This is a genomic window from Bacillus sp. L381 (assembly GCF_030284525.1).
Classification (GTDB): domain Bacteria; phylum Bacillota; class Bacilli; order Bacillales; family Bacillaceae; genus Bacillus; species Bacillus amyloliquefaciens.
In genome coordinates this window covers 2,273,521-2,299,992 of record NZ_CP127224.1, presented here as the reverse complement: position 1 = coordinate 2,299,992, position 26,472 = coordinate 2,273,521, and the positions used below count along the sequence as shown (strand labels likewise).

Annotated in this window: 28 protein-coding genes; 19 read left to right on the top strand and 9 right to left on the bottom strand. The window is 46.9% G+C overall.

From position 1 onward, the window contains the following. The first annotated feature begins 10 nt into the window (after positions 1-10). Both bfmBAB and QRX25_RS11610 read left to right on the top strand, forming a co-directional pair. Positions 11-994 carry a 3-methyl-2-oxobutanoate dehydrogenase subunit beta gene (gene bfmBAB, locus QRX25_RS11615; protein ID WP_045510749.1) on the top strand — a complete coding sequence of 328 codons (984 nt, stop codon included), beginning with the start codon at positions 11-13 and terminating at the stop codon, positions 992-994. A gap of 21 nt (positions 995-1,015) precedes the next feature. Beyond that, on the top strand, positions 1,016-2,275 hold the full coding sequence (locus QRX25_RS11610; protein ID WP_065981842.1) for a dihydrolipoamide acetyltransferase family protein: 1,260 nt from the start codon (positions 1,016-1,018) through the stop codon (positions 2,273-2,275). A 45-nt stretch (positions 2,276-2,320) separates the two neighbouring features. On the opposite strand, the gene QRX25_RS11605 is transcribed toward QRX25_RS11610, so the two are convergent. Continuing rightward, positions 2,321-3,217 carry a YegS/Rv2252/BmrU family lipid kinase gene (locus QRX25_RS11605; RefSeq protein WP_212098414.1) on the bottom strand — a complete coding sequence of 299 codons (897 nt, stop codon included), beginning with the start codon at positions 3,215-3,217 and terminating at the stop codon, positions 2,321-2,323. A gap of 180 nt (positions 3,218-3,397) precedes the next feature. On the opposite strand from QRX25_RS11605, the gene brxB reads away from it, so the two are divergent. The 6 genes from brxB to QRX25_RS11575 all read left to right on the top strand — a co-directional run bounded on the left by brxB (position 3,398) and on the right by QRX25_RS11575 (position 7,914). Then, on the top strand, positions 3,398-3,835 hold the full coding sequence (brxB, locus tag QRX25_RS11600; RefSeq protein WP_003153223.1) for a bacilliredoxin BrxB: 438 nt from the start codon (positions 3,398-3,400) through the stop codon (positions 3,833-3,835). Positions 3,836-4,081: 246 nt separating this feature from the next. After that, positions 4,082-4,849 carry an arginine ABC transporter substrate-binding protein ArtP gene (artP, locus tag QRX25_RS11595; protein WP_045510764.1) on the top strand — a complete coding sequence of 256 codons (768 nt, stop codon included), beginning with the start codon at positions 4,082-4,084 and terminating at the stop codon, positions 4,847-4,849. 61 nt (positions 4,850-4,910) lie between these two features. Further along, on the top strand, positions 4,911-5,570 hold the full coding sequence (gene artQ / locus QRX25_RS11590) for an arginine ABC transporter permease ArtQ (protein ID WP_212098411.1): 660 nt from the start codon (positions 4,911-4,913) through the stop codon (positions 5,568-5,570). After that, a complete protein-coding gene (gene artM / locus QRX25_RS11585) occupies positions 5,563-6,285 on the top strand; it encodes an arginine ABC transporter ATP-binding protein ArtM (protein WP_212098408.1) in 723 nt (240 codons plus the stop codon). Before artQ ends, artM begins: the two co-directional genes overlap by 8 nt. A gap of 76 nt (positions 6,286-6,361) precedes the next feature. Next, positions 6,362-7,315, top strand: coding sequence for an aromatic acid exporter family protein (locus tag QRX25_RS11580; RefSeq protein ID WP_115997835.1), 954 nt, complete (start codon positions 6,362-6,364; stop codon positions 7,313-7,315). Between the two features lie 68 nt (positions 7,316-7,383). Next, positions 7,384-7,914, top strand: coding sequence for a L,D-transpeptidase (locus QRX25_RS11575; RefSeq protein ID WP_065981837.1), 531 nt, complete (start codon positions 7,384-7,386; stop codon positions 7,912-7,914). A 13-nt stretch (positions 7,915-7,927) separates the two neighbouring features. On the opposite strand, the gene prli42 is transcribed toward QRX25_RS11575, so the two are convergent. Continuing rightward, a complete protein-coding gene (gene prli42, locus QRX25_RS11570; protein ID WP_016939040.1) occupies positions 7,928-8,023 on the bottom strand; it encodes a stressosome-associated protein Prli42 in 96 nt (31 codons plus the stop codon). Between the two features lie 93 nt (positions 8,024-8,116). On the opposite strand from prli42, the gene mce reads away from it, so the two are divergent. Genes mce through QRX25_RS11555 form a run of 3 tightly spaced genes read left to right on the top strand, consistent with a single transcriptional unit; the run spans position 8,117 to position 11,187 of the window. Next, positions 8,117-8,545: a methylmalonyl-CoA epimerase gene (mce, locus tag QRX25_RS11565; protein WP_115997612.1), complete on the top strand. Its 429-nt coding sequence runs from the start codon at positions 8,117-8,119 to the stop codon at positions 8,543-8,545. After that, entirely contained in the window at positions 8,532-10,055 is a 1,524-nt protein-coding gene (locus QRX25_RS11560; RefSeq protein WP_212098405.1) for an acyl-CoA carboxylase subunit beta, read from the top strand. The genes mce and QRX25_RS11560 overlap by 14 nt, the downstream gene beginning before the upstream one ends. 16 nt (positions 10,056-10,071) lie before the next feature. Further along, positions 10,072-11,187: a tripeptidase T gene (locus QRX25_RS11555; protein ID WP_014472086.1), complete on the top strand. Its 1,116-nt coding sequence runs from the start codon at positions 10,072-10,074 to the stop codon at positions 11,185-11,187. An 88-nt stretch (positions 11,188-11,275) separates the two neighbouring features. Here QRX25_RS11555 and QRX25_RS11550 read toward each other — a convergent pair whose 3' ends face one another. Both QRX25_RS11550 and QRX25_RS11545 read right to left on the bottom strand, forming a co-directional pair. Continuing rightward, positions 11,276-12,112, bottom strand: coding sequence for a membrane protein insertase YidC (locus QRX25_RS11550; RefSeq protein ID WP_212098403.1), 837 nt, complete (start codon positions 12,110-12,112; stop codon positions 11,276-11,278). 33 nt (positions 12,113-12,145) lie between these two features. Further along, on the bottom strand, positions 12,146-12,427 hold the full coding sequence (locus QRX25_RS11545) for a hypothetical protein (protein WP_013352788.1): 282 nt from the start codon (positions 12,425-12,427) through the stop codon (positions 12,146-12,148). 75 nt (positions 12,428-12,502) lie between these two features. On the opposite strand from QRX25_RS11545, the gene QRX25_RS11540 reads away from it, so the two are divergent. Continuing rightward, a complete protein-coding gene (locus QRX25_RS11540) occupies positions 12,503-13,747 on the top strand; it encodes a DNA polymerase IV (RefSeq protein WP_212098401.1) in 1,245 nt (414 codons plus the stop codon). 108 nt (positions 13,748-13,855) lie between these two features. After that, complete coding sequence (gene gnd / locus QRX25_RS11535) at positions 13,856-15,265, top strand: NADP-dependent phosphogluconate dehydrogenase (RefSeq protein WP_003153241.1); 1,410 nt, start codon at positions 13,856-13,858, stop codon at positions 15,263-15,265. A gap of 88 nt (positions 15,266-15,353) precedes the next feature. Here gnd and zwf read toward each other — a convergent pair whose 3' ends face one another. Next, complete coding sequence (zwf, locus tag QRX25_RS11530; protein WP_013352785.1) at positions 15,354-16,823, bottom strand: glucose-6-phosphate dehydrogenase; 1,470 nt, start codon at positions 16,821-16,823, stop codon at positions 15,354-15,356. Positions 16,824-17,031: 208 nt separating this feature from the next. Here zwf and rnz point away from each other — a divergent pair, with 208 nt between their 5' ends. Beyond that, positions 17,032-17,958 (top strand): ribonuclease Z, encoded by a 927-nt coding sequence (rnz, locus tag QRX25_RS11525; protein ID WP_115997610.1) that lies wholly within the window; start codon positions 17,032-17,034, stop codon positions 17,956-17,958. 79 nt (positions 17,959-18,037) lie between these two features. Continuing rightward, positions 18,038-18,187: a 50S ribosomal protein L33 gene (gene rpmG / locus QRX25_RS11520; RefSeq protein ID WP_003226511.1), complete on the top strand. Its 150-nt coding sequence runs from the start codon at positions 18,038-18,040 to the stop codon at positions 18,185-18,187. Between the two features lie 47 nt (positions 18,188-18,234). Here the strand turns inward: rpmG and QRX25_RS11515 are convergent, their stop codons facing one another. The 3 genes from QRX25_RS11515 to QRX25_RS11505 all read right to left on the bottom strand — a co-directional run bounded on the left by QRX25_RS11515 (position 18,235) and on the right by QRX25_RS11505 (position 20,600). Beyond that, positions 18,235-19,008 carry an alpha/beta fold hydrolase gene (locus QRX25_RS11515; protein WP_212098399.1) on the bottom strand — a complete coding sequence of 258 codons (774 nt, stop codon included), beginning with the start codon at positions 19,006-19,008 and terminating at the stop codon, positions 18,235-18,237. Between the two features lie 115 nt (positions 19,009-19,123). Continuing rightward, a complete protein-coding gene (gene namA, locus QRX25_RS11510) occupies positions 19,124-20,140 on the bottom strand; it encodes an NADPH dehydrogenase NamA (protein ID WP_212098397.1) in 1,017 nt (338 codons plus the stop codon). A gap of 136 nt (positions 20,141-20,276) precedes the next feature. Continuing rightward, positions 20,277-20,600 (bottom strand): GlpM family protein, encoded by a 324-nt coding sequence (locus QRX25_RS11505; RefSeq protein ID WP_065981829.1) that lies wholly within the window; start codon positions 20,598-20,600, stop codon positions 20,277-20,279. A gap of 138 nt (positions 20,601-20,738) precedes the next feature. Between QRX25_RS11505 and QRX25_RS11500 the strand changes: the two genes are divergently transcribed. Then, on the top strand, positions 20,739-21,617 hold the full coding sequence (locus tag QRX25_RS11500) for a LysR family transcriptional regulator (protein ID WP_065981828.1): 879 nt from the start codon (positions 20,739-20,741) through the stop codon (positions 21,615-21,617). A 437-nt stretch (positions 21,618-22,054) separates the two neighbouring features. Here QRX25_RS11500 and proC read toward each other — a convergent pair whose 3' ends face one another. Further along, on the bottom strand, positions 22,055-22,897 hold the full coding sequence (proC, locus tag QRX25_RS11495; RefSeq protein ID WP_212098395.1) for a pyrroline-5-carboxylate reductase: 843 nt from the start codon (positions 22,895-22,897) through the stop codon (positions 22,055-22,057). A 395-nt stretch (positions 22,898-23,292) separates the two neighbouring features. On the opposite strand from proC, the gene QRX25_RS11490 reads away from it, so the two are divergent. The 3 genes from QRX25_RS11490 to dsdA are packed head-to-tail and all read left to right on the top strand — an operon-like array spanning position 23,293 to position 26,401. After that, on the top strand, positions 23,293-24,252 hold the full coding sequence (locus QRX25_RS11490; protein ID WP_065981826.1) for an MBL fold metallo-hydrolase: 960 nt from the start codon (positions 23,293-23,295) through the stop codon (positions 24,250-24,252). Between the two features lie 5 nt (positions 24,253-24,257). Continuing rightward, positions 24,258-25,034 (top strand): SDR family NAD(P)-dependent oxidoreductase, encoded by a 777-nt coding sequence (locus QRX25_RS11485; RefSeq protein WP_065981825.1) that lies wholly within the window; start codon positions 24,258-24,260, stop codon positions 25,032-25,034. A gap of 17 nt (positions 25,035-25,051) precedes the next feature. Next, on the top strand, positions 25,052-26,401 hold the full coding sequence (gene dsdA, locus QRX25_RS11480; protein ID WP_212098393.1) for a D-serine ammonia-lyase: 1,350 nt from the start codon (positions 25,052-25,054) through the stop codon (positions 26,399-26,401). Positions 26,402-26,472 lie beyond the last annotated feature (71 nt).

Sequence of the window (26,472 nt, the reverse complement as noted above, 5' to 3'; positions counted from 1 at the left end):
AGGAATACTTATGTCTGTAATGTCTTATATTGACAGTATTAATGCAGCAATGAAAGAAGAAATGGAAAGAGATCCGCGCGTTTTTGTTCTCGGGGAAGACGTCGGGAGAAAAGGCGGCGTGTTTAAAGCCACGGCAGGTCTTTATGAGCAGTTCGGAGAAGAGCGGGTTATGGATACGCCGCTTGCGGAATCAGCGATTGCCGGTGTCGGTATCGGCGCCGCGATGTACGGCATGCGTCCGATCGCGGAGATGCAGTTTGCCGATTTCATTCTTCCTGCGGTCAATCAAATCATTTCAGAAGCGGCAAAAATCCGCTACCGTTCAAACAATGATTGGACCTGTCCGATGGTCATCAGAGCGCCTTACGGCGGCGGCGTGCATGGCGCATTGTATCACTCCCAGTCTGTGGAGGCGATTTTTGCCAACCAGCCGGGACTTAAAATTGTCATGCCTTCAACTCCTTATGATGCAAAAGGGCTGTTAAAAGCTGCAGTCCGTGACGATGACCCCGTGCTGTTTTTCGAACATAAGCGGGCATACCGCCTAATTAAAGGCGAAGTCCCTGCTGATGATTACGTTCTTCCGATCGGTAAGGCCGATGTAAAACGCGAAGGCAGCGACATTACTGTCATTACGTACGGATTATGCGTCCATTTCGCTCTGCAGGCTGCCGAGCGTCTTGAAAAAGACGGAATTTCCGCGCACGTATTAGACTTGCGTACGGTCTATCCGTTAGATAAAGAAGCCATCATTGAAGCCGCGTCTAAAACGGGAAAAGTTTTGCTGATCACAGAAGATACGAAAGAAGGCAGCATTATGAGCGAAGTCGCCGCCATTATTTCTGAGAACTGTTTATTTGATTTAGACGCGCCGATCAAGCGGCTTGCGGGTCCTGATGTTCCGGCGATGCCTTATGCGCCGACGATGGAAAAATACTTCATGATGAATCCTGACAAAGCAGAAGCCGCGATGAGAGAATTAGCGGAGTTTTAAAGACGTAAGGAGGTTTTTGACATGGCGATTGAACAAATGGCGATGCCGCAGCTCGGAGAGAGTGTAACAGAAGGGACGATCAGTAAATGGCTGGTATCCCCCGGTGATCATGTGAATAAATACGACCCCATCGCGGAGGTCATGACAGATAAAGTGAATGCGGAGGTGCCGTCTTCTTTTACGGGCACGATTACAGAACTTGTAGGAGAAGAAGGGCAGACTCTTGCGGTCGGCGAGATAATCTGCAAAATTGAAACAGAAAAAACGGAAACCCAAGAAGCGCCGAAGCGGGAAGAAGAGCAAAGCACACCTGCAAATAATGCTTCACACGGTGCAGGCAAAGACCGGTCAAATAAAGCGCGTTATTCGCCGGCCGTGCTCAGATTAGCGGGAGAACACGGCATTCAGCTTGAACAAGTTGAAGGAACGGGTGCAGGCGGCAGAATTACACGGAAAGACATTCAAAAGATCATTGATTCGGGAATGCAGCAGAAGACGGAAACGCCAAAAGCGGCTGCCGTTCAAGCCCCGCAAGAGCCGAAACAGCAGCAAAAACAAGCACCGGCGCCAGCTCTGTCAGCCGGTGATATTGAAATTCCGGTTACAGGCGTCAGAAAAGCCATCGCAGCCAATATGCATAAAAGCAAAACAGAAATTCCGCATGCCTGGACGATGATGGAAGTCGACGTCACAAACATGACGGCATACAGAAACAGCATAAAAGACTCGTTTAAACAGAAAGAAGGCTTCAATTTAACATTTTTTGCTTTCTTTGTGAAAGCGGCGGCGCAGGCTCTCAAAGAATTCCCGCAGATGAACAGCATGTGGGCGGGAGACAAAATCGTCCAAAAGAAAGACATCAATATCTCCATTGCCGTTGCCACAGAAGATTCGCTGTTTGTTCCGGTTATTAAGCATGCTGATGAAAAAACGATTAAAGGCATAGCGAGAGAAATAACAGACCTTGCGAAAAAAGTGAGAGACGGAAAACTTACCGCCGATGATATGCAGGGCGGCACATTTACCGTCAATAACACGGGATCTTTCGGCTCGGTTCAGTCTATGGGCATTATCAACCATCCGCAGGCGGCGATTCTTCAGGTAGAATCAATCGTCAAACGTCCGGTTGTCATGAATAACGGGATGATTGCCGTGCGTGACATGGTTAATCTTTGCCTGTCTCTGGATCACAGAGTGCTCGACGGGCTCGTGTGCGGCCGCTTCCTCGGACGCGTTAAAGAGATTTTAGAAAACATTGACGAAAATACTTCAGTCTATTAAAAAAAAACTCCTTTTGCCAGATGGCAAAGGGAGTTTTTTTAAGTTTCATTCTGAATCTTCGGGAACAAGCATAGTGAGATGATGTTTTTTCACTTCGATCGTGCAAGGTGTCTTTCCGTATACCTCGCCATCCGTATCAGCGTCCATCTCGCGTCCGGTTTCGATTTCAATTCTGGAGGCCTGAATATAGGACAGCTCTCCTTTGAAATCATCAAATGAACCCTGCTCCATTGTCATCAGCTCCCGCAACGCTGCAAGGCTTGTGTTGCGGCAGATTAACACATCGGCTAAGCCGTCCTGAAGGCTGGCATCAGGCAGGGGAACTCTGTTTGTCCCGATGTAATGCCCGTTCATGACAAGCACCATAACGGCTTCATCTTCTTTCACCTCACCGTCGATCGTCAATTTGACGGGAAAAGGGTTCGCGCTTGTCATCGTCCGCAAGGCGCTCGTGAAGTAGCTGATTTTTCCCAGCCATGCTTTTTCTGTTTCATTGATATGGCTGGAGGCTTCAGTGATCAGCCCGATGCCCCAGAAGTTCAGAAAATAGCCGTCATCCGATTTACAGACGTCAATCATCCGTTTATGCCCGGCCGCGAGCGTTTCAGCGGCCTTTTGAAGGTTTTGCGGAATGCCGAGCGCCCGTGAGAAATCATTACACGTTCCTCCCGGCAAAATGCCAACAGCGGGTCTGTGATCAAGCTTGCTGATGCTGTTGATGCATTGATGCACCGTACCGTCTCCCCCTAAAATATAAAAATGGTCAACTGAGCTGTCGAGATTTTCACAAAACTGACGGGCATCATCCTGATGTTTGGTCGGTTTAATCAAAAGCTCATCAGCTGACTGGGCCAAAATGGGGACGACCGTGCCGAGCGTTTTATCAATCTGTTTCTGACCGGCGTTACCGTTATAAATTAATACTGCTTTCCGTTGGCTCATACGACTGCTCCTTTATTTCAGACAATCTCCTTAACAAGTTTCCCGTTTTTAAAAGGTCATAAACTTACATAGAGGAACATAAAAGAGACAAAAAACATTCGGATATGAGCGGTGTCATTTGCCGATAGGGCAGGTTCCTTGCTATCATAAGAGTAGATGATCAAAAAGGAGAGGTCCCAGTTGAATATGGATTTTAATTTATTTATGAATGATGTCGTGCGTCAAGCCCGCCAGGAAATCACGGCCGCCGGGTATACGGAGCTGAAAACCGCTGAGGAAGTGGACGAAGCGCTTTCGAAAAAAGGAACGACACTCGTCATGGTCAACTCTGTGTGCGGATGCGCAGGCGGAATTGCAAGACCTGCGGCGTACCATTCCGTACATTACGATAAACGCCCCGATCAGCTTGTGACAGTATTTGCCGGACAGGACAAAGAAGCGACAGCCAAAGCGAGAGAATACTTTGAAGGCTATCCGCCGTCCTCTCCGTCATTTGCGATTTTAAAAGACGGGAAAATCATGAAAATGGTGGAACGCCATGAAATTGAAGGACATGAGCCTATGGCCGTCGTCACAAAACTGCAGGAAGCATTTGAAGAATATTGTGAAGAAGTATAAGTGAAAGGAAAACCCCGGAGCCGAGCGCTTGCGGGGTTTTTTTATATTGGGTTTGTATAAATATAAATTATTTATGCACCGGCGTTCAGTTGTCACTCATTCGGGAAACAATGACTATAATAAACACAGAAAGGGAAATATATTTTTCGAAAATAGTATTGCATAACTATTAAAAAGTGTTTAAAATACAGATTAACGAATAAATATTCAATTTTAAGAGATAAGCAGATATGGGGGAAAATAATCATGAAGAAATGGCTGTTGGTATTGGTTGCCGCATGTATCACCTTTGCGCTGTCCGCCTGCGGATCAGGCAATTCAGGCTCAGAGGGCGGAAAGAACAAATTGATTATGGGTACATCGGCTGATTATAAACCATTTGAATATAAAGACGGCGATCAGATCGTCGGGTTTGACGTTGATTTGGCAAAAGCTCTGGGCAAAAAGACCGGCTATGACGTTGAGGTGCAGGACATGGACTTTAACAGCCTGATTACAGCCCTGAAGTCTAAGCAGGTTGATATGATTTTATCAGGAATGACACCTACGCCGGAACGGAAAAAGCAAGTGGATTTCTCCGGTATTTATTATACTGCTAACAATATGATCGTTACGAAAAAGGGAAGCAGCATTAAATCCCTGAATGATCTGAAAGGCAAAACCGTCGGTGTTCAGCTCGGCTCCATTCAAGAAGAAAAAGGCAAGAAACTTGCTTCGAAATACGGTTTCCAGCTTGAAGACCGCAACCGCATTTCAGACTTAACGGAAGAGATTAAATCCGGGCGTTTTGATGCCGCGATTATCGAAGACATCGTAGCACAAGGCTATTTCAGTTCAAATAATGATCTGCAGGGCTTTGCATCAGCAGATGCGAAATCAGACGAATCGGGTTCCGCGATTGCGTTCCGCAAAGACAGTGATCTGACAGCGAAGTTTAACAAAGCGCTGAAAGAAATGGAGAAAAACGGAGAAATCGAAAAACTGAAGAAGAAATGGTTCACCAACGAGAAATAAAAGAAAGCTCAACTTTTCGTTGAGCTTTTTATCTTGAATACAGGTAAAGGAGATCAAACGTATGAATTTGGATTTCTCAGCGACAATACCCCAAATTCCTTTTATATTGGAAGGCCTTGCCGTCACATTGAAAATTGTGCTCGTTTCAGCGGTCATCGGCCTTATATTAGGCATCGTGCTCAGTTTGTTTAAAATCAGCACGATCAGTCTGCTGAAATGGATTGCGGATTTTTATACTTCGATATTCCGCGGCACGCCGCTCGTGCTGCAGCTGATGATCATTTATTTCGGGATGCCGCAGCTTCTCGGCTTTCAGATCGACCAATTTTGGGCGGCGGTCACCGCATTATCACTTAATTCAGCAGCTTACGTCTCTGAAATTATCAGAGCGGGAATCAACGCGATTGACAAAGGACAAAAAGAAGCGGCCGTCGCTCTCGGCGTGCCGTACGGAAAAATGATGAAAGATCTGCTGCTGCCGCAGGCATTTAAAAACATTTCTCCGGCCATTATTAACGAATTAATCACCTTGACGAAAGAATCGGCGATCGTCACCGTAATCGGTCTCGGCGATATTATGAGACGGGCCTACCAGTCCGGGGCCGCAACATACAACTATTTAGAGCCTCTCATTGTGGCCGGTTTCATCTATTACGTGCTCGTTTTGATCTTAGCATTCATCGGAAAAGGCGTAGAAAGGAAGCTGAAAGCCAATGATTAAGGTCGACAACCTGTCAAAATCATTCGGAAAACATGAAGTACTGAAAAACATTTCAACACAGATCGCAGAAGGGGAAGTCGTCGCTGTCATCGGACCTTCCGGCTCCGGCAAATCAACGTTTCTGCGCTGCTTAAACCTGCTGGAAACTCCGAGCGGCGGATTGATTGCCATTAAAGAAAAAGAAATCACCGCCGCTAAAACGAATAAACTGAAAGTGCGGGAAAATATCGGGATGGTATTTCAGCATTTTCATCTGTTTCCGCATAAAACGGTGCTTGAAAATATCACATACGCGCCGGTCAGCGTGAAGAAAGAGTCCAAAAAGGCGGCGGAAGAAAAGGCGTGCGCTCTCCTTGAAAAAGTCGGACTGCTTGAAAAACAGAACGACTATCCGAACCGTTTGTCAGGCGGGCAGAAGCAGCGTGTCGCCATCGCGCGTGCCCTTGCCATGAATCCTGACATCATGCTGTTTGACGAGCCGACCTCAGCTCTTGACCCGGAAATGGTCAAAGAAGTCCTTGAGGTTATGAAAGAGCTTGCTCAAACGGGTATGACGATGGTCATCGTCACGCACGAAATGGGATTTGCCAAAGAAGTCGCAGACCGTGTATTATTTATGGATGAAGGCACGATAGTGGAAGACGGGCCGCCGGAAGAATTTTTTCTTTCTCCGAAGTCAAAAAGAGCACAGGACTTTTTAGAAAAAATATTATAAAATATAACTGTAAGAAAAGAAGAAGATTGCTCTTCTTCTTTTTTTTGAGAAAGAAACAAACAGAATGGAGCAAGCAATGTTTAAAATCGGTTACCGCACACTAAAGACCGCACTTGGAACGGCGCTGGCCATTTATTTAGCTCAGCTGTTGCATCTGCAAAACTTCGCATCCGCAGGAATCATCACCATATTGTGCATCCAAATTACGCAAAAGCGGTCGCTTCAGGCCTCGTGGGCCCGATTTGCCGCCTGTTTATTGGCAATCGTCTTTTCATATGTCTTTTTCGGACTGATCGGCTATTATCCGTTTGTGATTGGAATATTGCTGGTGCTGTTTATTCCGGCTACAGTCGTTTTGAAAATAAACGAAGGGATCGTCACAAGCTCAGTTATCATTCTTCATCTATATATGTCCGGCGGCATTACGATGGCGTTTATCTGGAATGAGTTCCAGCTGATCATCGTAGGTATCGGTGTCGCGCTGTTAATGAATCTGTATATGCCGAGCCTCGACAGGAAACTTGCGGCGTACCGGAAAAAAATTGAGGACAATTTTGCCGTCATCTTCGCTGAAATCGAACGGTATTTGTTAACTGGTGAGCAAGATTGGACGGGGAAGGAAATACCGGAGACCCATCAGATGATTCAAGAGGCGAAAAACCTTGCCTACCGGGACGTGCAGAATCATATTTTGCGCCATGAAAATCTCTATTATCATTATTTTAAGATGAGACAGAAACAATTTGAAATTATCGAACGGCTGCTGCCGAAGATTACCTCTATTTCAATAACGGTGGAGCAGGGAAAAATGATTGCCCATTTCATCCATGAATTAAGGGAAGCCATTCATCCCGGCAATACCGCTCATAAATTTTTAAAAAGACTTGCAGATATGAGAACGGAATTTGAAGAGATGCCGCTCCCGGCAACACGCGAGGAGTTTGAAGCGCGGGCGGCTTTGTTTCACCTGCTCGGTGAGATGGAGCAATATCTCGTGATTAAAAGTTATTTCAAAGGCATCAAGCTGTAAAAAACACATGGATCATCGCATGAGTCCTCCTTTCATTGGTCATTCTAATGAAAAAAGGAGGGGAGCCCATGCGATTTTTTTTATTGTCAGCCGCCCTGCTGCTGTCCCCGCTTTGGCCGCTTGGCGCGAATCCTTTGCCGGGTGACCCTTATATAATCGTCAATAAAGCCACAAATGCGCTTGCGGTTGTGAAGGATAATCGAATAGAAGGCATTTATCAGGTGGCGACGGGAAAGACAGATGATCTGACGCCTGAAGGAGAATTTACGGTAACGGTTAAAGCCGTAAATCCGTATTACCGGAAGAAAAATGTAGAGGGAGGCGCGCCGGAAAATCCGCTCGGCGTCCGCTGGATCGGTTTTGACGCGAAAGGAACCGACGGCAGGATATACGGCATTCACGGGACAAACAGAGAAGAGCTGATCGGAGGGTTTGTATCAAACGGCTGCATCCGTATGAAAAACCGGGATGTCATTCATATTTTTCGGATCATCCCTGAGGGAACAAAAGTGTTGATTACAAAAGAAAACCGCTCATTTGAGGACATTGCAAAAGAGCGGAAAGCCCTCATAAAAAAGCAGGAAATCCCTGTGCAATGAGGCGCCTGCTTTTTTATCGCAAATACATCATAATGCCTGAGAGGACGGTTGACAGTATAAATACGCCTAAAATGACGATGACTGCGCTTTTCATGAATTTTTGAGACATCGTTTCACTCCTTAAGATTACTGTTTATCATTTTAACGTGTTTTGCTTGTATGAACAAGCCATATCCTATGGCGGAAAGCAGGTGGCAGCGCTATGAAAAAACTTGATCATGTCGGTATTGCCGTCAGCTCTATTGATGCCGCAAGAGGATTTTACGAACGGATGCTTGGGCTTACTTATATGGGAGACGAGCTGGTAAACGGACAAAATGTGAAAGTTGCTTTTTTAGAAGCGGGAGGCACAAAGCTTGAGCTGATTGAGCCGCTGTCTGACGCGTCTCCCGTCAGCTCTTTTTTACAGAAAAGAGGTGAAGGACTTCATCATTTGGCGTTCCGGTGCGACGACATTAAGGAAACGATCAAGGAGCTTGAATCATGCCGCATGACATTGATCCATCATGAACCGCAGAACGGAGCGGGCGGGAAGAAAATCGCATTTCTCTCTCCAAAAGAAGCGAACGGGGTCCTGATTGAGCTTTGTGAAACAATTGATAAAGGAGAAACTCAAGATGAGCATGAGTGAGCATATCAGACACTTAAACGAAAAACGTTCCTTTTTAACAAACGGCGGCGGAGCGGAAAGAAATGAAAAACAGCACAAAAAAGGCAAGCTGACGGCAAGAGAAAGAATTGCCTATTTATTGGACAAAGACAGTTTTTCAGAGCTTCAGCCATTTGCAAAAAGCCGCATGCCCGGGTGTCAAAATGCGCCGGGAGACGGGGTCATTACCGGATACGGCACAATTGACGGACGGCCCGTGTATTTGTTTGCTCATGACTTTACCGTACTCGGCGGGACGCTCGGCGAGACACATGCGGAGAAAATCGCAGCGGTGATGGATCTGGCCGCGAAAAATAAAACCCCGATCATCGGGCTGAACGACTCAGGTGGTGCGAGAATTCAAGAGGGTGTGGTATCATTAAATGGATACGGTCATATCTTCAGGCGCAACGTCCTTTACTCGGGAGTGATTCCGCAAATTTCTGTCATCCTTGGGCCGTGTGCCGGCGGTGCTGTTTATTCACCCGCTCTCACGGATTTTGTGATTATGGCGGAAAATACGTCGCACATGTTTATTACAGGCCCGAAAGTCATTGAACAAGTTACGGGTGAACAGATTGACGCGGAAAGTTTAGGCGGTGCGGGAATACATAATGTGATAAGCGGAAATGCCCACTATTCCGCACGTACGGAAAAAGAGGCTCTTTCCGCAGTGAAAACGCTGCTTTCTTATCTTCCGCATGGGAGACAGACGGCATCACCTGTTAAAAAGGAAGACGCCAGACCGTTATTAAATACCCTCGTTCCCGCGGACAGTTCGAAACCTTACGATATGTTACAGGTGATAAAAGAACTGGCGGATGACGGAACGTTTTTTGACATTCAGCCGTACTTTGCCAAAAACATTGCTGTCGGTTTTCTGAAGATCGGACGGCGCACAGTCGGTGTTATCGCAAACCAGCCGAAACATTTGGCGGGGAGCCTGACGATAGATGCCGCTGACAAAGCGTCGAGATTCATCCGTTTTTGCGACGCGTTTCATATTCCGCTGTTAACGATCGCTGATGTTCCGGGATTTCTGCCGGGCCTTCAGCAGGAGCACGCGGGAATCATCCGTCACGGAGCAAAATTGCTTTATGCTTTTGCCGAAGCGGCCGTGCCGAAAGTGACGCTCATCATCAGAAAAGCTTACGGAGGCGCTTATGTCGCCATGAATTCGAAAGGCCTCGGGGCAGATCTTGTATTCGCCTGGCCGAATGCGGAAATCGCCGTGATGGGAGCTGAAGGCGCGTCGTCGATTTTATACCGCAGAGACATACAGGCTTCTGATGATCCGGAAAAAACGAAACGCGAAAAAAAAGCCATATACGAACAGGAAAACGCCGGTCCGTATAAAGCGGCGGCCTGCGGAATGGTGGATGATATCATCCGGCCGGAAGACTCGAGGAAAAAATTGATTCAGGCATTTGACATGCTTGCGCATAAGGAAGAGGAAAGACCGAAAAAAAAGCACGGTAATATACCGCTTTAAACGGAGGGAACTGTAAATGGTAAACGAAAAACGCCTGCTGGAAGAATTTCTGGAACTCGTCCAAATTGATTCAGAAACAAAGCATGAAGCGGAAATCAGCAAAGTGCTCAAACAAAAATTCACTGATTTAGGATTGAGCGTAAAAGAAGACGATACAAAAGAAGTGACGGGCCACGGAGCCGGCAACTTAATCTGTACTTTAAAGGGCACAAAAGATGCAGATACGATTTATTTCACATCGCACATGGACACGGTTGTCCCGGGCAAAGGCGTTAAGCCGGTTGTGGAAGACGGTTATGTGAAAACCGACGGCACGACGATTCTCGGCGCTGATGATAAGACGGGCCTTGCCGCAATGTTTGAAGCCATCAGAGTACTCAAAGAACAAAACATCGAGCATGGAACAATTGAATTCATCATCACAGCCGGAGAAGAATCAGGGTTAGTCGGGGCAAAAGCAATGGATCGTTCAGATATTACCGCGAAATACGGTTTTGCGCTTGATTCAGACGGGAAAGTGGGCAACATCATTGTAGCCGCGCCGACACAAGCGAAAGTGAGAGCAACCATTTTCGGGAAAACGGCTCATGCCGGAGTGGAACCGGAAAAAGGCATCTCCGCTATTACAATCGCGTCAAAAGCGATCTCAAAAATGCCGCTCGGCCGTATTGATGAAGAAACAACGGCTAATATCGGGCGTTTTGAAGGCGGCACACAAACCAATATCGTCTGCGACCAGGTCGATATTCTGGCTGAAGCGCGTTCATTAGTCCCTGAAAAAATGGAAGCGCAAGTGCAGAAAATGAAAGAAGCTTTCGAATCTGCGGCAGCTGAGATGGGCGGACGCGCAGAAGTGGACATCGCAGTCATGTATCCGGGTTTCAAATATCAGGACGGCGATCAGGTTGTGGAAGTCGCGAAAAAAGCGGCGGCAAAAATCGGCCGGCCGAGCGAACTTCAGACAAGCGGCGGCGGAAGTGACGCGAACGTCATTGCCGGCCACGGCATTCCGACAGTCAACCTGTCAGTAGGCTATGAACAAATCCACACGAAAAATGAAAAAATGCCGATTGAAGAGCTCGTGAAAACGGCGGAAATGGTCGTTGCCATTATCGAAACAGCGGCAAACTGAAAACGAAGCACCCAATGAATTGGGTGCTTTTTTTCGCATCTGCAAACGCATGAAAAAACCTGCCGGAACTCATCCGGCAGGTTCAGTATTATGACTTTACGGGCTCCGCTTGTGCCGCAGCTTGTTTCTTTTTATGATGCGTCTGCTGTAAAAGTACGTTTTGCACTGTCAAAAACAGTCCGCTTGTAAACCAGTAAAGCGGAAGCGCAGCCGGAACGTTAAGTGAAAAAATAGTCATCATGACAGGGAAGATAAAGACCATGATTTTTGCTGACTGCATCGCGGCCGGGTTTTGAGCGGCCGGTGAATATTTCTCGTTTAATTTTTGGGAAACATAAGCCTGTAAGAAATACATGGCCCCCGCGCACAGTGATACAAGCATATCAGAATGCCCTAGACTGAACCACAGGAATGAGTGTGAAGCGATTTCCGGCGTTGAGCGGATGGCGTAATAAAAACCGATCAAAATCGGGAATTGCACCAGCATCGGAAGACATCCCATTGCCATCGGATTCAGATTATGCTCACGGTAAATCTTCATCATTTCCATTTGCAGTTCTTTTTGTTTTTCCGCATCTTTCGTTTTTTTCATTTTAGCCTGAATGCTGTCGACCTGCGGTTTGATCACAGCCATTTTTTCCTGGAACACCCGCTGTTTCTTAAATTGGTTCACAAACAAAGGCAATACAACGATCCGGACGATAATCGTCACCAGAATAATCGACAGTCCGTACTCACCGTGGAACAGGCCCGCCACACCTTTTAAAAGGGCCGAAAACGGCTCGATCAGGTAATCGTGGAAAAACCCGATATTTCCGAGTCCTCCCGTCTGAGTCTGAGATGTCGCCGCAAACGCCGAGCGGCCTGTGAACAGCACGATAAAAAACAATCCGAATGCAATCCATTTTTGATATGTTTTAGACAATTCATGTCTCCTCCTTTTTATTATCACTTGCCGTTATAAAAGGAGGAAGCTGACATCTTCATCATCATTCGCCGGTGAATTCATGCGGATGACTTTACGTATCCAAGTTGTAATGCGATGATATATAATAATAAGAAAGTCTGTTCGGTTCAGCTGAACGACTGCTTGATGTTCATCTATTCGTTTCGTTCTCCAATGCTCGCCTGCGCGGCACTCACGCAAAAGAAATGCGATGCCGATCGCGGTCAGAGCGGGAAGAATAATTGTGAAAAAATCGACTAAAAATAAAAAGTCATTCATTGACTCAAGAATCATTTCATCACATCCATTCAGCTTTTATTTTACTACATATATATGAGGTTTGTCTATGAAAGGAAAGGAGGCGCCGGGATGGCCGGAAAAGGGAGAATTATATTTCATATCGATATGAACAGTTTCTATGCCTCCGTAGAAATGGCGTATGATCCGTCTTTAAAGGGAAAACCTCTCGCCGTTGCCGGAAACGTGAAGGAACGGAAAGGAATCATCGTAACCTGCAGCTACGAAGCAAGAGCGCGTGGCGTAAAGACCACCATGCCGGTGTGGCGGGCAAAACGCCTCTGTCCGGAACTCATCGTCGTGCCTCCGAATTTTGACCGCTACCGGAGTTCGTCAAAAGAAATGTTCAGCATCCTGAGGGAGTATACGGATTTAGTCGAGCCCGTTTCAATTGATGAAGGATACATGGATATTACGGACACACCGCACAGACACAGGGCGTATGAGACCGCCAAAGACATTCAGGCAAGACTGCAAAAGGAGCTTTTGCTTCCGTCAAGCATCGGTATCGCTCCGAATAAATTTCTCGCCAAAATGGCGTCTGACATGAAAAAACCGCTCGGCATCACCATTTTAAGAAAAAGAGAGCTGCCTGACGTATTGTGGCCTCTTCCGATTGAAGAAATGCACGGTATAGGAACGAAAACTGCGGAAAAAATAAAAACGCTCGGCATCAAAACGATCGGTGATTTGGCAAAAGGAGATGAAGGTGCGCTGAAAACGCTGCTCGGTATAAACGGCCCGAGGCTGAAGGATAAAGCAAACGGCATCCACCATGCAGAAGTCGATCCCGAGCGGATTTATGAATTTAAAAGCGTCGGCAACTCATCCACCCTGTCGCATGATTCGGCTGACTGGGATGAATTAACCGGCGTGTTTGACCGGCTCGCGCTGTCTGTAAGCGAACGGCTCCAGCGTAAGGAGGTCATGGCCTGCCGGCTGTTCATCATGATCCGTTATGCGGATTGGAAAACGGTCACAAGAAGTATGACCCTCAGCAATCCGGTTGATCAGAAAAAAGACATCATGGAAGCGGCAATGGAGCTGTTTGACAAACATTGGAATCAAAATCCCGTAAGGCTTCTCGGCATCACCGGAACGGAACTGGTCGAAAAACAGCAGGCGTATAAACAGCTTGATCTGTTTTCGTTCAAGGAGGATGCAAAGGACGAGCCGATTTTTCAGATGATGAATCAGCTGAATGAAAAATACGGCCGAAACCTGATCCGAAAAGGCGCCGTTATAAAAAAAGAAGAAAGCAAAACAAAGGGAACGAGCTTTAACAGAGACTTTTTTCAGGATGAAAAGAAAAGCTGAATAACTTGAAAAAAGGGGTTATCTATGATAATTTCTTTAGTATAAATATCATTTTATTTTAATTTAAATTTTAAAATGGTTAAACGTTTGAAGAAGGGACGTTAGAATATGTCAAAACAACAAATCGGAGTTATCGGTCTTGCGGTAATGGGTAAAAATCTGGCTCTTAACATCGAAAGCCGGGGATTTTCTGTGTCTGTGTACAACAGATCAAGCAGCAAAACGGAAGAGTTTTTAGAAGAGGCAAAAGGCAAAAATGTTGTCGGTACATACAGCATCGAAGAGTTTGTCCAGTCTCTTGAAACGCCCCGCAAAATTCTATTAATGGTTAAAGCGGGAACTGCAACGGATGCGACGATTCAATCTCTTCTTCCTCATCTGGAAAAAGACGATATTTTGATTGATGGCGGAAATACATACTATAAAGATACACAGCGCCGGAACAAAGAGCTTGCCGAAAGCGGCATTCACTTTATCGGAACGGGTGTATCAGGCGGTGAAGAGGGAGCGCTGAAAGGGCCTTCTATTATGCCGGGCGGCCAAAAGGAAGCGCATGAACTTGTGAAACCGATTTTAGAAGCCATTTCTGCTAAAGTGGACGGAGAAGCTTGTACGACATACATCGGTCCGGACGGAGCGGGACACTATGTGAAAATGGTGCACAACGGTATCGAATACGGTGACATGCAGCTGATCTCTGAGTCATACTTCATTCTGAAACAGGTGCTCGGACTGTCTGCAGAAGAGCTTCACGAAGTATTCGCTGAGTGGAACAAAGGGGAACTTGACAGCTATCTGATCGAAATCACGGCTGACATTTTCACCAAGAAAGATGAAGAAACAGGCAAACCGCTTGTTGATGTCATCCTTGATAAAGCAGGTCAAAAAGGAACGGGTAAATGGACAAGCCAAAGCGCTCTTGACCTAGGCGTGCCGCTTCCGATTATCACGGAATCTGTGTTTGCGCGTTTCATTTCCGCAATGAAAGAAGAGCGTGTGAAAGCAAGCGGCCTTCTGTCAGGACCTGACGTTAAGCCGGTCACTGAAAATAAAGAAGAGCTGATTGAAGCGGTCAGAAAAGCACTCTTCATGAGTAAAATCTGTTCTTACGCACAAGGCTTCGCCCAAATGAAAGCCGCGTCAGAAGAATATAACTGGGATCTGAAATACGGTGAAATCGCTATGATCTTCCGCGGCGGCTGTATCATCCGCGCGGCGTTCCTGCAAAAGATCAAAGATGCGTATGACCGTGAGCCGGAGCTTGACAACTTGCTTCTTGACAGTTATTTCAAAAATATCGCAGAAAGCTACCAAGGCGCTCTTCGCCAAGTCATTTCACTTGCGGTAGCCCAAGGCGTGCCGGTACCTTCGTTCTCAAGCGCACTTGCGTATTATGACAGCTACCGTACGGCAGTGCTTCCTGCAAACTTAATTCAAGCGCAGCGTGACTACTTCGGCGCGCATACGTATGAACGCACGGATAAAGAAGGCATTTTCCATACTGAATGGATGAAGTAATGAAAAAGCCCCCGCAATAATTGCGGGGGCTTTTCTGATATGTAAAAACCGCGGGACCGTGATGAACGGCGCCGCGGTTTTTTGATTATTATATATTCCACCAGTGAAGGCCGTCTTTTTCCAAGAGGTCATCCGAAGCCTTCGGTCCCATTGACCCGGCTTCATAATTCGGAGAAAGGGTTTTGTCGGCAGCCCATGTTTCGGAAATCGCATCGACGAAATTCCAGGAAAGCGCCACTTCATCCCAATGGGCAAAGTTCGTCGCATCGCCGAGCAGACAGTCGTGAATTAATTTTTCATAGGCTTCTGGTGTGTTCATTTCATCACTGCAGTTGCTGCAGTAATCCAGCTTAATCGGCTGAGCGTGTGCGGCTCCGCCTAATTTTTTAGCGTTCAGATATAAAGTGATGCCTTCATCCGGCTGAATGTGGATGACAAGCAGGTTCGGATTTACATTCGTTTCATTGCCGTAATAAAGGTTCATCGGAATGTCTTTAAATTGAACGACAATTTTCGTTGATTTTTCTTTCATCCGTTTTCCTGTGCGGATATAAAACGGAACGCCGGCCCAGCGGAAGTTATCGATTAACAGCTTTCCGGACACGAATGTTTCCGTATTGGAATCCGGCGCTACGTTATGCTCATCCGTATAACTCGCGACAGGGGTGCCATCGATCGTTCCGGCTTGGTATTGACCGCGGACGAAGTAATCATTCACTTCGTTTTGAGCGACAGGGCGGAGAGCTCTCAGCACCTTCACTTTTTCGCTGCGGATTTCTTCTGTGTTCAGTTTAATCGGCGGTTCCATCGCTAAAAGAGCGACCATTTGTAAAATATGATTTTGAACCATATCGCGGAGTGCGCCGGATTTTTCATAATATCTCGCACGGTCCTCAACGCCGAGATCTTCACTTGACGTAATCTGGATGTTTGAGATGTAGCGGTTATTCCACAGCGGCTCAAACAGCGCATTCGCAAACCGGATGACTTCGATGTTTTGAACCATTTGTTTGCCTAAGTAATGGTCGATCCGATAAATTTGATCTTCTGTGAACGCTTCGCGTATTTCTTTGTTAAGCTCTTTCGCACTCGGCAGGTCGTGTCCGAACGGTTTTTCAATTACGAGACGGGACCAGCCTTTTGTCGCCGTGACACCTTCGTTTTTAAGCGATTTTGCGATAGTGCCGAAAAATTCAGGGGCCATCGCCAAGTAAAACATTCTGTTGTTCGGGATTTCATATGTATGCTCAAGCCGGTCAAGCAGGACATTCAGCTCTTGATAGGAACCCGGATTCGTTACATCAAACGGATGGTAATAAAAATGAGACGTGAAATCGTCTGTGTCTTTTTGCCCAGCCGAAGAAACAGACGTTTTAACGGTTTCCCGGAGGTCCTCGTTTGACCAAGGTCTTCTTCCAACACCTACAACTGCAAACTCTTCACCAATTTGACCATTTTTATATAAACGATGAATGGATGGGTAAAGTTTTCGTTTTGCCAAATCCCCTGTGGCACCAAATATTACAATTACTGCTTTTGGTTTGTCGTTTGTTTTCACTTAGAGTACCTCACTTTATCTGAAGCATGGTTTAAAACCCCGCATATTTCCTTCATTTTAAATCTAAAATTCATTGAAAGCAAACATTTCAGCCTGTTTTTTGCGGTTTGCGGAAAAAAATTAATCATGCCGGGGGCACCCCTGGCGAATTCACATTTTCAGCCTGATCCTGTATCCTTAGTAGTACAAAGATCTAGGAGGAAGCATTGTGGAATTAATATTTTTAGGGACGGGGGCCGGCATGCCGGCAAAGACGAGAAACGTAACGTCCGTCGCGCTGAAGCTTCTTGAAGAAAGGCGTTCCGTATGGCTGTTTGATTGCGGGGAAGCTACTCAGCATCAGATTTTACATACAACAATCAAACCGAGGAAAATTGAAAAGATATTCATCACACATCTTCACGGCGACCATGTTTACGGCCTTCCGGGTCTGTTGGGAAGCCGGTCGTTTCAAGGCGGTGAAGAAGAGCTGACGATTTACGGGCCAAAAGGCATAAAAGCATTTATCGAAACAAGCCTGAAAGTGACGGCGACACATTTGACTTATCCTCTCGCCGTACATGAAATTGAAGAGGGAACGGTTTTTGAGGATGACCAATTCATCGTAACCGCAGCATCCGTCATTCACGGTGTAGAAGCGTTCGGCTACCGGGTTCAGGAAAAGGATATTCCCGGTGCATTGCAGGCCGGCAGACTGAAAGAAATGAATATTCCGCCCGGCCCCGTCTATCAGAAAATCAAAAAAGGCGAAACAGTCACGCTTGACGATGGAAGAATAATTAATGGACAGGATTTTTTGGAGCCGCCGAAAAAGGGAAGAATTGTCGCTTTTTCCGGGGATACCCGGGTATCAGAGCGGGTAACGGAGCTGGCGCGCAATGCCGATGTACTTGTTCATGAAGCGACGTTTGCCAAGGAAGATGCAAAGCTCGCGCATAATTATTATCACGCGACGACAGAACAGGCCGCGCAAACAGCAAAAAAAGCAGGCGCCAAACAGCTGATCTTAACTCATATCAGCGCCAGGTATCAAGGCGAAGCGCCGATAGAGCGGCTGGAACATGAGGCAAAAGCGGTATTTGAAAACAGTAAGGTCGCATTTGACTTTATGGAGGTCGCCGTGGAGCGCTCTTAAAAAAATGTGCGCTTGACATTTTTGTTTGATGATCTATAATAAAACGTAATTATTACGATTTGTTTGAGAGGTGAAAATGATGCGTGTGAATGTTACATTGGCTTGCACAGAGACAGGGGACAGAAATTATATTACGACGAAGAACAAACGGACGAATCCGGACCGGTTAGAACTGAAAAAGTATTCACCCCGGTTGAAAAAGTATACTTTGCATCGTGAGACAAAGTAGATCACGATAAAAAAGCCATTGTGCCCGGCACAATGGCTTTTGTTTTATCAGTTTACCGCCTGATAGGCAGGCGCATTCATTTGCTGGCGCGCCGCACACCAAACATCATAAATGGCAAGGTGGACGATGTGCGGTTCATCATGATGAATGGCGTGAGAACTGTTTTTGGCCTGAATCCATCCGCTTTGATGCGAGATATCAAGCATGTTTCTGTGCAGGTTCACCCATTGTTCATGCGCGTGCTTTAAGCGCTCATCCCGCTCTCCCGATGACAAGATCAACAGCGGCATATCGCTGAAATGAAGCTGCTGGTGCTTGATCTGCCGAAGACTCGTCAAAAATTCCGCATGTGATCCTTCTAGTATGAACTGTTTCAGATAGGCGGCTTTCATTTCCTCGGGTAGAAGCGGAAGCACTTTCGTCTCCTGATCCTCAGAAACCGGGTCAAGCAATACCATCCCGAGAATATCCCGGCGGTTTCGGCTCGCCCAGAGTCTGCTGATAATCGTGCCGTATGAATGCGAGACAACAAGGTAAGGAGGCTTGACGCCGGCTTTAATCAGAAGGGCGTTTAATTCCTGTACCATGTGATCCGCCGTTCTCTTGTTTCTGCTTTGTCCGCTTTTGCCGATTCCGGCCCTGTCATATGTGAAAACCCCAAATTCTTCATCTATGTCAGCGAGTAATGATGTCCATGTTTCAGAAGAAGTGCCGTAGCCGGCTTCAAAGACGATCGTCACTTCGCCGGCACCTTTACGGTGTTTAGTATAAAACGGACATCCGTCAATCAGGTATGTCCTTTCCATCCATGCTGCTTTCATTGGAGTCATCTCCTCTAATTGGTTCTATAGGGAAGACGGAGAAGCTTCAGCAATCGTTTCTCAAAAAATAAAAAAAGAGACAGCCGGATAGAAAAATCTCCGGCTGTCTCTTCTGTCACCATGCTCTGTCGTATTGAACCGGCGACGGTATTTCCGTATTCAGCTGCTTCGCTGCACTCCTTGCAAAGTGCGGATCGCGCAGAAGTTCTCTCGCGACAAAAATAAGGTCAGCGCGGTTATTTTGCAGAATTTCTTCCGCCATTGTTCCCGTCGTTATCAAACCGACGGCGCCTGTTGCGATTTCGGCCTGCTCGCGGATTTTCTCTGCGAAGCTCACTTGGTAGCCGGGGAAGACGTTAATATCAGCTTGAACGAGTGCGCCTGAGCTGCAATCAATCAGGTCGACTCCCTGTTCCTTCATCCACTTCGCAAAACCGATGTGATCGGCAATGTCCAGCCCCTTGTCTGTATAATCAGATGCAGAAACACGGACAAATAACGGGCCGTCCCATACTTCCTTGACAGCGTCAATGGTCTCACCTAAGAAGCGGTAGCGATTTTCATGTGAGCCTCCGTATTCGTCTGTGCGGTGATTTGACAGCGGTGACAAAAATTCGTGCATTAAGTAGCCGTGTGCCGCATGAAGCTCGATGATGTCAAAGCCGGCTTCTTTCGCGCGCGCCGCCGCCTGTTTGAATTCCTGAATGGTTTCTTTAATTTGTTCTGTCGTCATTTCAACCGGTGTTTTGGACTGCTTGTCGAACGGAATGGCTGAAGGAGCGTAAATGTCTCCGTCAAGCTCAGCTTTACGTCCCGCGTGCGCGAGCTGAATGCCGATTTTTGATCCTTGCGCTTTCACTTGTTCCGTCAGTTTGGCAAAACCTTCGATATGATCGTCGCTCCAAATGCCCAAATCCTGATCGGAAATGCGCCCCTGCGGATTGACAGCTGTCGCTTCAACGATTATCAGGCCGACCTGTCCGATTGCGCGCGATATGTAGTGCGCCATATGAAAAGGCTGCAGTTTTCCGTCCTTCTCATGTGAGGAATACATACACATCGGTGCCATAACAATACGGTTTTTGATCGTTACATCTTTAACGGTCCACGGTGTAAATAATTTTCTGGCCATTTATTTCGCCTCCCGGAATGTTTTAGAAATTGATTATAACAACTTATGATCATTCAGTCATATAAACTGCTCACAACTGAGCGTATTGTTCTTATTGTTCTGACCGGGCATTTTTTTATACAGGGGGGCTGTATCTTCATAACAGACATTTACAGGCGATCATATAGCAAATATAGATAAGAAACGCACCGATGACGGAGTGGCTTCCTTTGAACCAGTTTGTCAGGATAAAAATACTGCTGATGAAAATCACCGCGCCGAACGCACCGAATATTCCGTTTTTTTGAGCTGCTCTGAAATCGTCGGCGCTCATATTTTTCAGCTGCAATTGTATATTCAGCAACGTCATGATCGGCAGCAATGTGATAACGCCTGATAAAAATAAGTATTTCGATTTGCTTAAAAACGCGGCAGCCACCATAACGGTGCCGCCGATAAAAAATTGAATGAGAAAACTCATGCTGAAACGCTCACCTTCTGTTTGTTATCAAGTATAATTATGGAGACATTGCCATTTTATTTTTGATTGATGTATAAGTAAACTAAATATAACTAATGCGCTGAATAATAAGAAATGATATCTGGGAGATGAAGCCGGTTGGATTTAAAGAAACATTTAGCCTTTATTAAAACGGTTGAAAGCGGCAGCCTGACCCAAGCCGCTGCCATATTAAATTACACACAGCCGAACATCAGCCAAATGATCAGTAAATTAGAAGAAGAGTACGGTTTTCCGCTTCTGATCAGACAGCGGCATGGAGTGAGGCCCACCGCAAATGGCTTGAAAGTGTTACATATTATGAAGGAAATTCAAAAAAACTATGAAAAACTGTCTGAAACCGTTGATAATATTAATGGATTAGAAAGAGGAGAAATCCGGCTCGGCACTGTTACGAGTGTGGCGGTAAAATGGTTGCCGAAAATTTTGAGGGAATTTAATGTGCTGTATCCTTCCATTAAGGTGCATTTGTTTGAAGGGAATTCAACTGAACTGGAAGAATGGCTGAAAGACGATCAGGTTGATGCGGCGATCGGGACATCCCACAGCGGGAAGTGGCATTTTTACCCGTTGGCCGAGGACCCGATTGTAGCGGTGATGAGTCCGCAGCATGAATTGGCGCAATGTGAAACGGTTCCTTTACATGTCATGGAGTCCGTCAAGTGTATCGTGCCTTATCCGGAGACACATTTTGATGTGCTGAAAGTGCTGAAGGAAGAAAAAATCACGCCGCGGATCGCCTATCAAATCAGAGGGGATGAAGCGATTATCGCAATGGTGCGGAACAATCTGGGGATCAGCCTTTTGCCGCAGCTTTTGGTGAATGATTGTGATGTGCTTATCAAACGGCTCGACCGGTATGTCTGCAGGCAGATCGGCATTTTGACAGCTCATGCAAAGGAGACGCAGACACCTTCTGTTCAGAAACTGATTCAATGCATAAAAGAATGGGTTGCGATCCATCAGGCTTCTGTCTGAAGAAGCCTGATATGCCGTTTAAGCAGGCTCAGGATAATAGACCAGCATAAAATAAGTGACCGGTTCATCCGAGGAATTAAGATAACTGTGCGGGCCCCGGTAACCTCCAAGGGCCTCACCGGGGCCCGCACATGTTTTTCGTCCTGAAGCTCAACCGTCAATTCACCGCTTTTGATTAATGTATTCTTCCCCTACATGTGATTTTGCCACATGGGCGCAGCCCGGCTTCAAGTCAACTATGTAAATGTCAAACTTTTTTTCAGGATGATAAGGAAAAACAGGATAGACCAATATAATTTTTTTATTATCAGTCACGGGTTCAATGTTGGAAAGCCGGCTCGTCCTCTTTCATAAATGCGGGAAAAGAAACCTGTAAGCCGTTAGCGATCTTCCGGAAATTATAAATGGACGAAAAAAAGCATGGTAAGCCCCATGCTTTATGATTGATCCGTCTTTTGCAGAACGGAGCCTGCGAATTGTTCTTTAATTTCGGCGCTCCGGGCTGCGGTTTCTGTAATGCAGTGAATGATGGCTTCTTCAAAGCGGCGCTCGTTTAATGCGCGCAGGCCTGCTTCTGTTGTGCCGCCCGGGCTTGTGATTTCCTTGCGCAGGCGCTCAGGTCGTTTGCTGCTTTTTCTGAGCATTTCCGTTGCTCCGGCCATGGTTTGTAAAATCAGCTCTTTTGCCGTCTCTTCCGGCAGGCCGACTTGAAGGGCGGCCTTTTCCATCGCTTCGACATATCGATACACATAGGCGGGGCCGCTTCCGGCAATGGCTGTGACGGCATCAAGGTGTTTTTCCTCAAAGAGCGTCGCTTCTCCGATTGTTTCCAGCAGTTCTTTTGCCGTCCGGATTTCAGCCTCACTCGCCTCAGGGCTTGCAGAAAAACCGGTCGCCGATTGTTGAATGGTCGCTGATGTATTCGGCATCGCCCGGATGATGGTGAGCTTTCTGCCGAAATAATGCTGAATGGTGTGAATCGTCAGCCCTGCGATGACAGAAATCACAAGCTGATCTTTAACGTATTCGCGAATGTTCTCAATGCTTTCTGCCGCATCTTTCGGTTTAAAGGCGAGAACGATAATGTCGGTATTGCTGAAAAACTCTTCTTTATCCCGGCACGGTTTCACGCCGTACGTGTCTTGCAGCTCTTCAAGCCGGCTGTCATTTGACCGGTTTGTCATGTATATATGTCCGGGGGCTGTCAGTCCGCTTTGCAGCAGTCCGTTTACCATTGCTTCCGCCATTGATCCGGCCCCGATAAAACCGATTTTCTTCATATAAATCCTCCTTCTTTCCAAAACACAAAAAACCTTCCCGTCAAAAAGGACGAAAAGGTTTCGCGGTACCACCTTACATTAGCACGAATCAGCCGTGCTCAGCTCAAATCCCGTAACGAGGGGATACGTTTAGGTTTTCCTAACCGCTCTGAGGGCAGGTTCTGTAAACAAGAGGGCCGCAATGTCTTTCAGCCGGGGACATTGCTCTCTGCTGCCGTTGTTTATATACTAGTTCCTCGTCATCGCGTTCCGTTTTTTCTAGTTTGTTGTTCATTATGCTATGCGGCAGAGCGGGATGTCAATCTTTTTTTCTGATATGCGGCGATAATGACACAGGGATGAGAAAAGGCTAAAATATGAGTATTCAGGAATGAAAAGAACGAAGGAGCGTAAATATGGCAGCGAGGAAGATCATTCCGATACGTGTGCCGACTCCGTTTGCAGTCGGCGACGTTATCGTTTATTTAGTAAAAGATGACGCATTAACCCTTATTGATTGCGGCCCGAATACAAAGGAAGCGGCTGAATCACTCTCAATGCAGCTTAAAGAACACGGGGTGTCCGCTGCGGATATAGAACAAGTGGTGCTCACTCATCATCACGCGGATCATTCAGGTTTGCTGCACATTTTTTCTGATGACACGGAAGTTGTCGGGCATCCGCTGAATGACAGGTACATTACTCAGGATCAGTCGTATATCGCCCGGCAAGAGGATTTTTTTCTGTCTCTTATGACCGAAATGGGCGTTCCTCTGACACCTGAAGACATACATAAAACAGTTAAGCTGTCATACTTATTTTCAGCAAACCGTCCGTTAACGAAAACAGTTGGAGAAGGCGGAAAAATTGACGGGCTTGACGGCTGGACGGTGCTCGAGATTCCAGGTCATGCCGCTTCTCATATTGCGCTTTACCATGAAAAAAACGGTGAAATGTTCAGCGGTGATTTGCTTTTGTCCAACAGTTCCACCAATCCGATTCTGGAGGCTCCGGAAAAAGGGAGTGTGCGCACATCCCCGATGCTCGACTATTTGAAATCAATGAAGCGGCTGTATGACATCAACCCGGCCTTTTTATATCCGGGGCACGGCGATCTGCTGACAGACGTAAGGCCCGCTGCGGACAGGCGGCTTGAAAAACTGAGAAACCGGGCGGACTATGTGCTGCACCTGTTGTCAGAGGAAACGCTGACGGCTTTCCAAGTATGCCGGCGGCTGTTTCCGGCTGTGTATGAAAACGAATTATTTTTAACAATGTCAGAAACGATCGGCCATCTTGACGTGCTGTCCGCTGAAGGGAAGGCCGTATCTTTTCAGTCGGGAAACACTTTGATGTTTAAAGCTGTAAAGGAGTGAATGAAATGGGCAGATTAACGGATAAACGGATTTGGATCACAGGAGCATCAGGCGGACTTGGAGAACGGCTTGCATATTCCTGCGCGGCAGAAGGTGCCCATGTTTTTTTATCCGCCAGGCGGGAAGACCGCTTGCAGGAAGTGAAACAAACGATTACCGCGCGGGGCGGACGGTGTGATGTCATTCCGTTTGACGTCCGGCATGCAGAAGAAGCTGAAAACGTAAGGCGTTTGATCGGTCATGTTGACGTATTAATTAACAACGCGGGGTTCGGTATTTTTGAAACTGCCGCGGATTCATCTTTAGATGATATGAAGTCAATGTTTGAAGTCAATGTATTCGGATTAATCGCCTGTACGAAAGCCTGTCTACCGGTGATGCTTCATGCTAAAAGCGGCCATATTATCAATATCGCTTCACAGGCCGGCAAACTGGCGACCCCGAAATCAAGCCTTTATTCCGCTACGAAACATGCCGTTTTAGGGTATTCCAATGCCCTGCGGCTCGAGCTGGCCGGTACGGGTGTAGCTGTGACAACGGTTAATCCCGGACCGATCAAAACAGACTTCTTTACAATTGCAGATAAAGAGGGCGGTTATGTTAAAAGCGTCGGCAGATGGATGCTTGATGCCGACCGTGTGGCGGAGCGCATTACGTCCGTGATTTTGACGGATAAACGGGAAATTAATCTTCCGGGATGGATGAGCCTCGGGACGAAGCTGTATCAGCTTTTCCCTTCGTTTACAGAAAAACTGGCCGGCCGCGTATTAAAGAAAAAGTAACAAGGGGGAGAAGGCAAATGTCTGATCGGGATATACGCACGGCATTGATGGAAGAGCCTTTCGTCAGACAAATGGCGGAGGCGCGTGAAGTATTTTGGATCAACCCGCACAAAAACGATGATCACATAAAACATGCCGCTGAATGGAAAGAGGAGATTGCTGAAGCGGAAGAAAGGCTGCGCCGGTTTGCGCCTTATATCGCGTCAGCTTTCCCGGAGACGAAAGAGGCGGGAGGTCTCATTGAATCTCCGCTTGTCTTGATCAATGAAATGAAGAAACGTCTGGAACACAGCGCCGGCCGGGCTTTCCCCGGGCTTCTGCTTTTGAAATGCGACGATGAACTGCCGATTTCCGGTTCCATTAAAGCCCGCGGCGGGATTTACGAAGTGCTGAAGCATGCAGAAGACCTCGCGCAAAAAGCGGGAATGCTCTCAAAAGACGATGATTACAGCATATTGACTGAGAAGCGGTTTACCGATTTTTTCTCGAAATATTCTATAGCCGTCGGCTCTACAGGCAATTTAGGTCTGAGTATCGGCATAATCGGCGCGAAGCTCGGCTTTTGTGTGACCGTGCATATGTCCGATGACGCAAAGCAGTGGAAAAAGGAGTTGCTCCGGGAAAAAGGGGTCCGCGTCATCGAATACGAAGCAGACTACAGTCTGGCTGTTAAAAAGGGGCGTATTCAGGCGCAGCAGGATCCTTATTGTTATTTTATTGATGATGAGCATTCCCGGGATCTGTTTTTGGGCTATGCTGTTGCGGGGAGCCGTGTGAAAAAGCAGCTCGATCAAATGGACATAAAGCCTGATGCTGATGAGCCGCTTTTCGTCTATCTGCCGTGCGGGGTCGGAGGAGGACCGGGCGGCGTCGCGCTTGCACTAAAACTGATCTATGGCGAACATGTCCATATTTTTTTCGGGGAGCCGACGCAGTCACCGTGTATGCTGTTAGGGCTGTTTTCCGGTTTGCATGACGGAATCAGCGTGCAGGATATCGGTCTTGATAATCAAACGGCCGCCGACGGACTTGCGGTGGGAAGGCCGTCCGGACTGGCCGGCCCTCTTATGGAACCTATACTCAGCGGCTGTTATACCGCTGATGACAGCACGCTTTTTTCGCTGCTTTATCAATTAAGAGCGTCTGAGAATAAGAGCCTTGAGCCTTCTGCCCTCGCCGGTATGGCCGGAGCTGTCAAGTTCGTTCAGACCGAAGCGGGAAACCGTTATATAAAAGAGCGGGGGCTTGAGATGAAAAATGCCGTGCATCTTGTGTGGAGCACCGGCGGGAGCATGGTTCCGGACGAGGAAATGGAAAAGTACAGCCGTATCGGTTCCTCGTTTGCGAAAAAAATGGGCAGACAGTGAAGCGGTTTTCCGTTACAATCTTTGTAAGCGTTTGTTTTTAACCGGAAAGCCATACAGAGAGATTGGTGTGA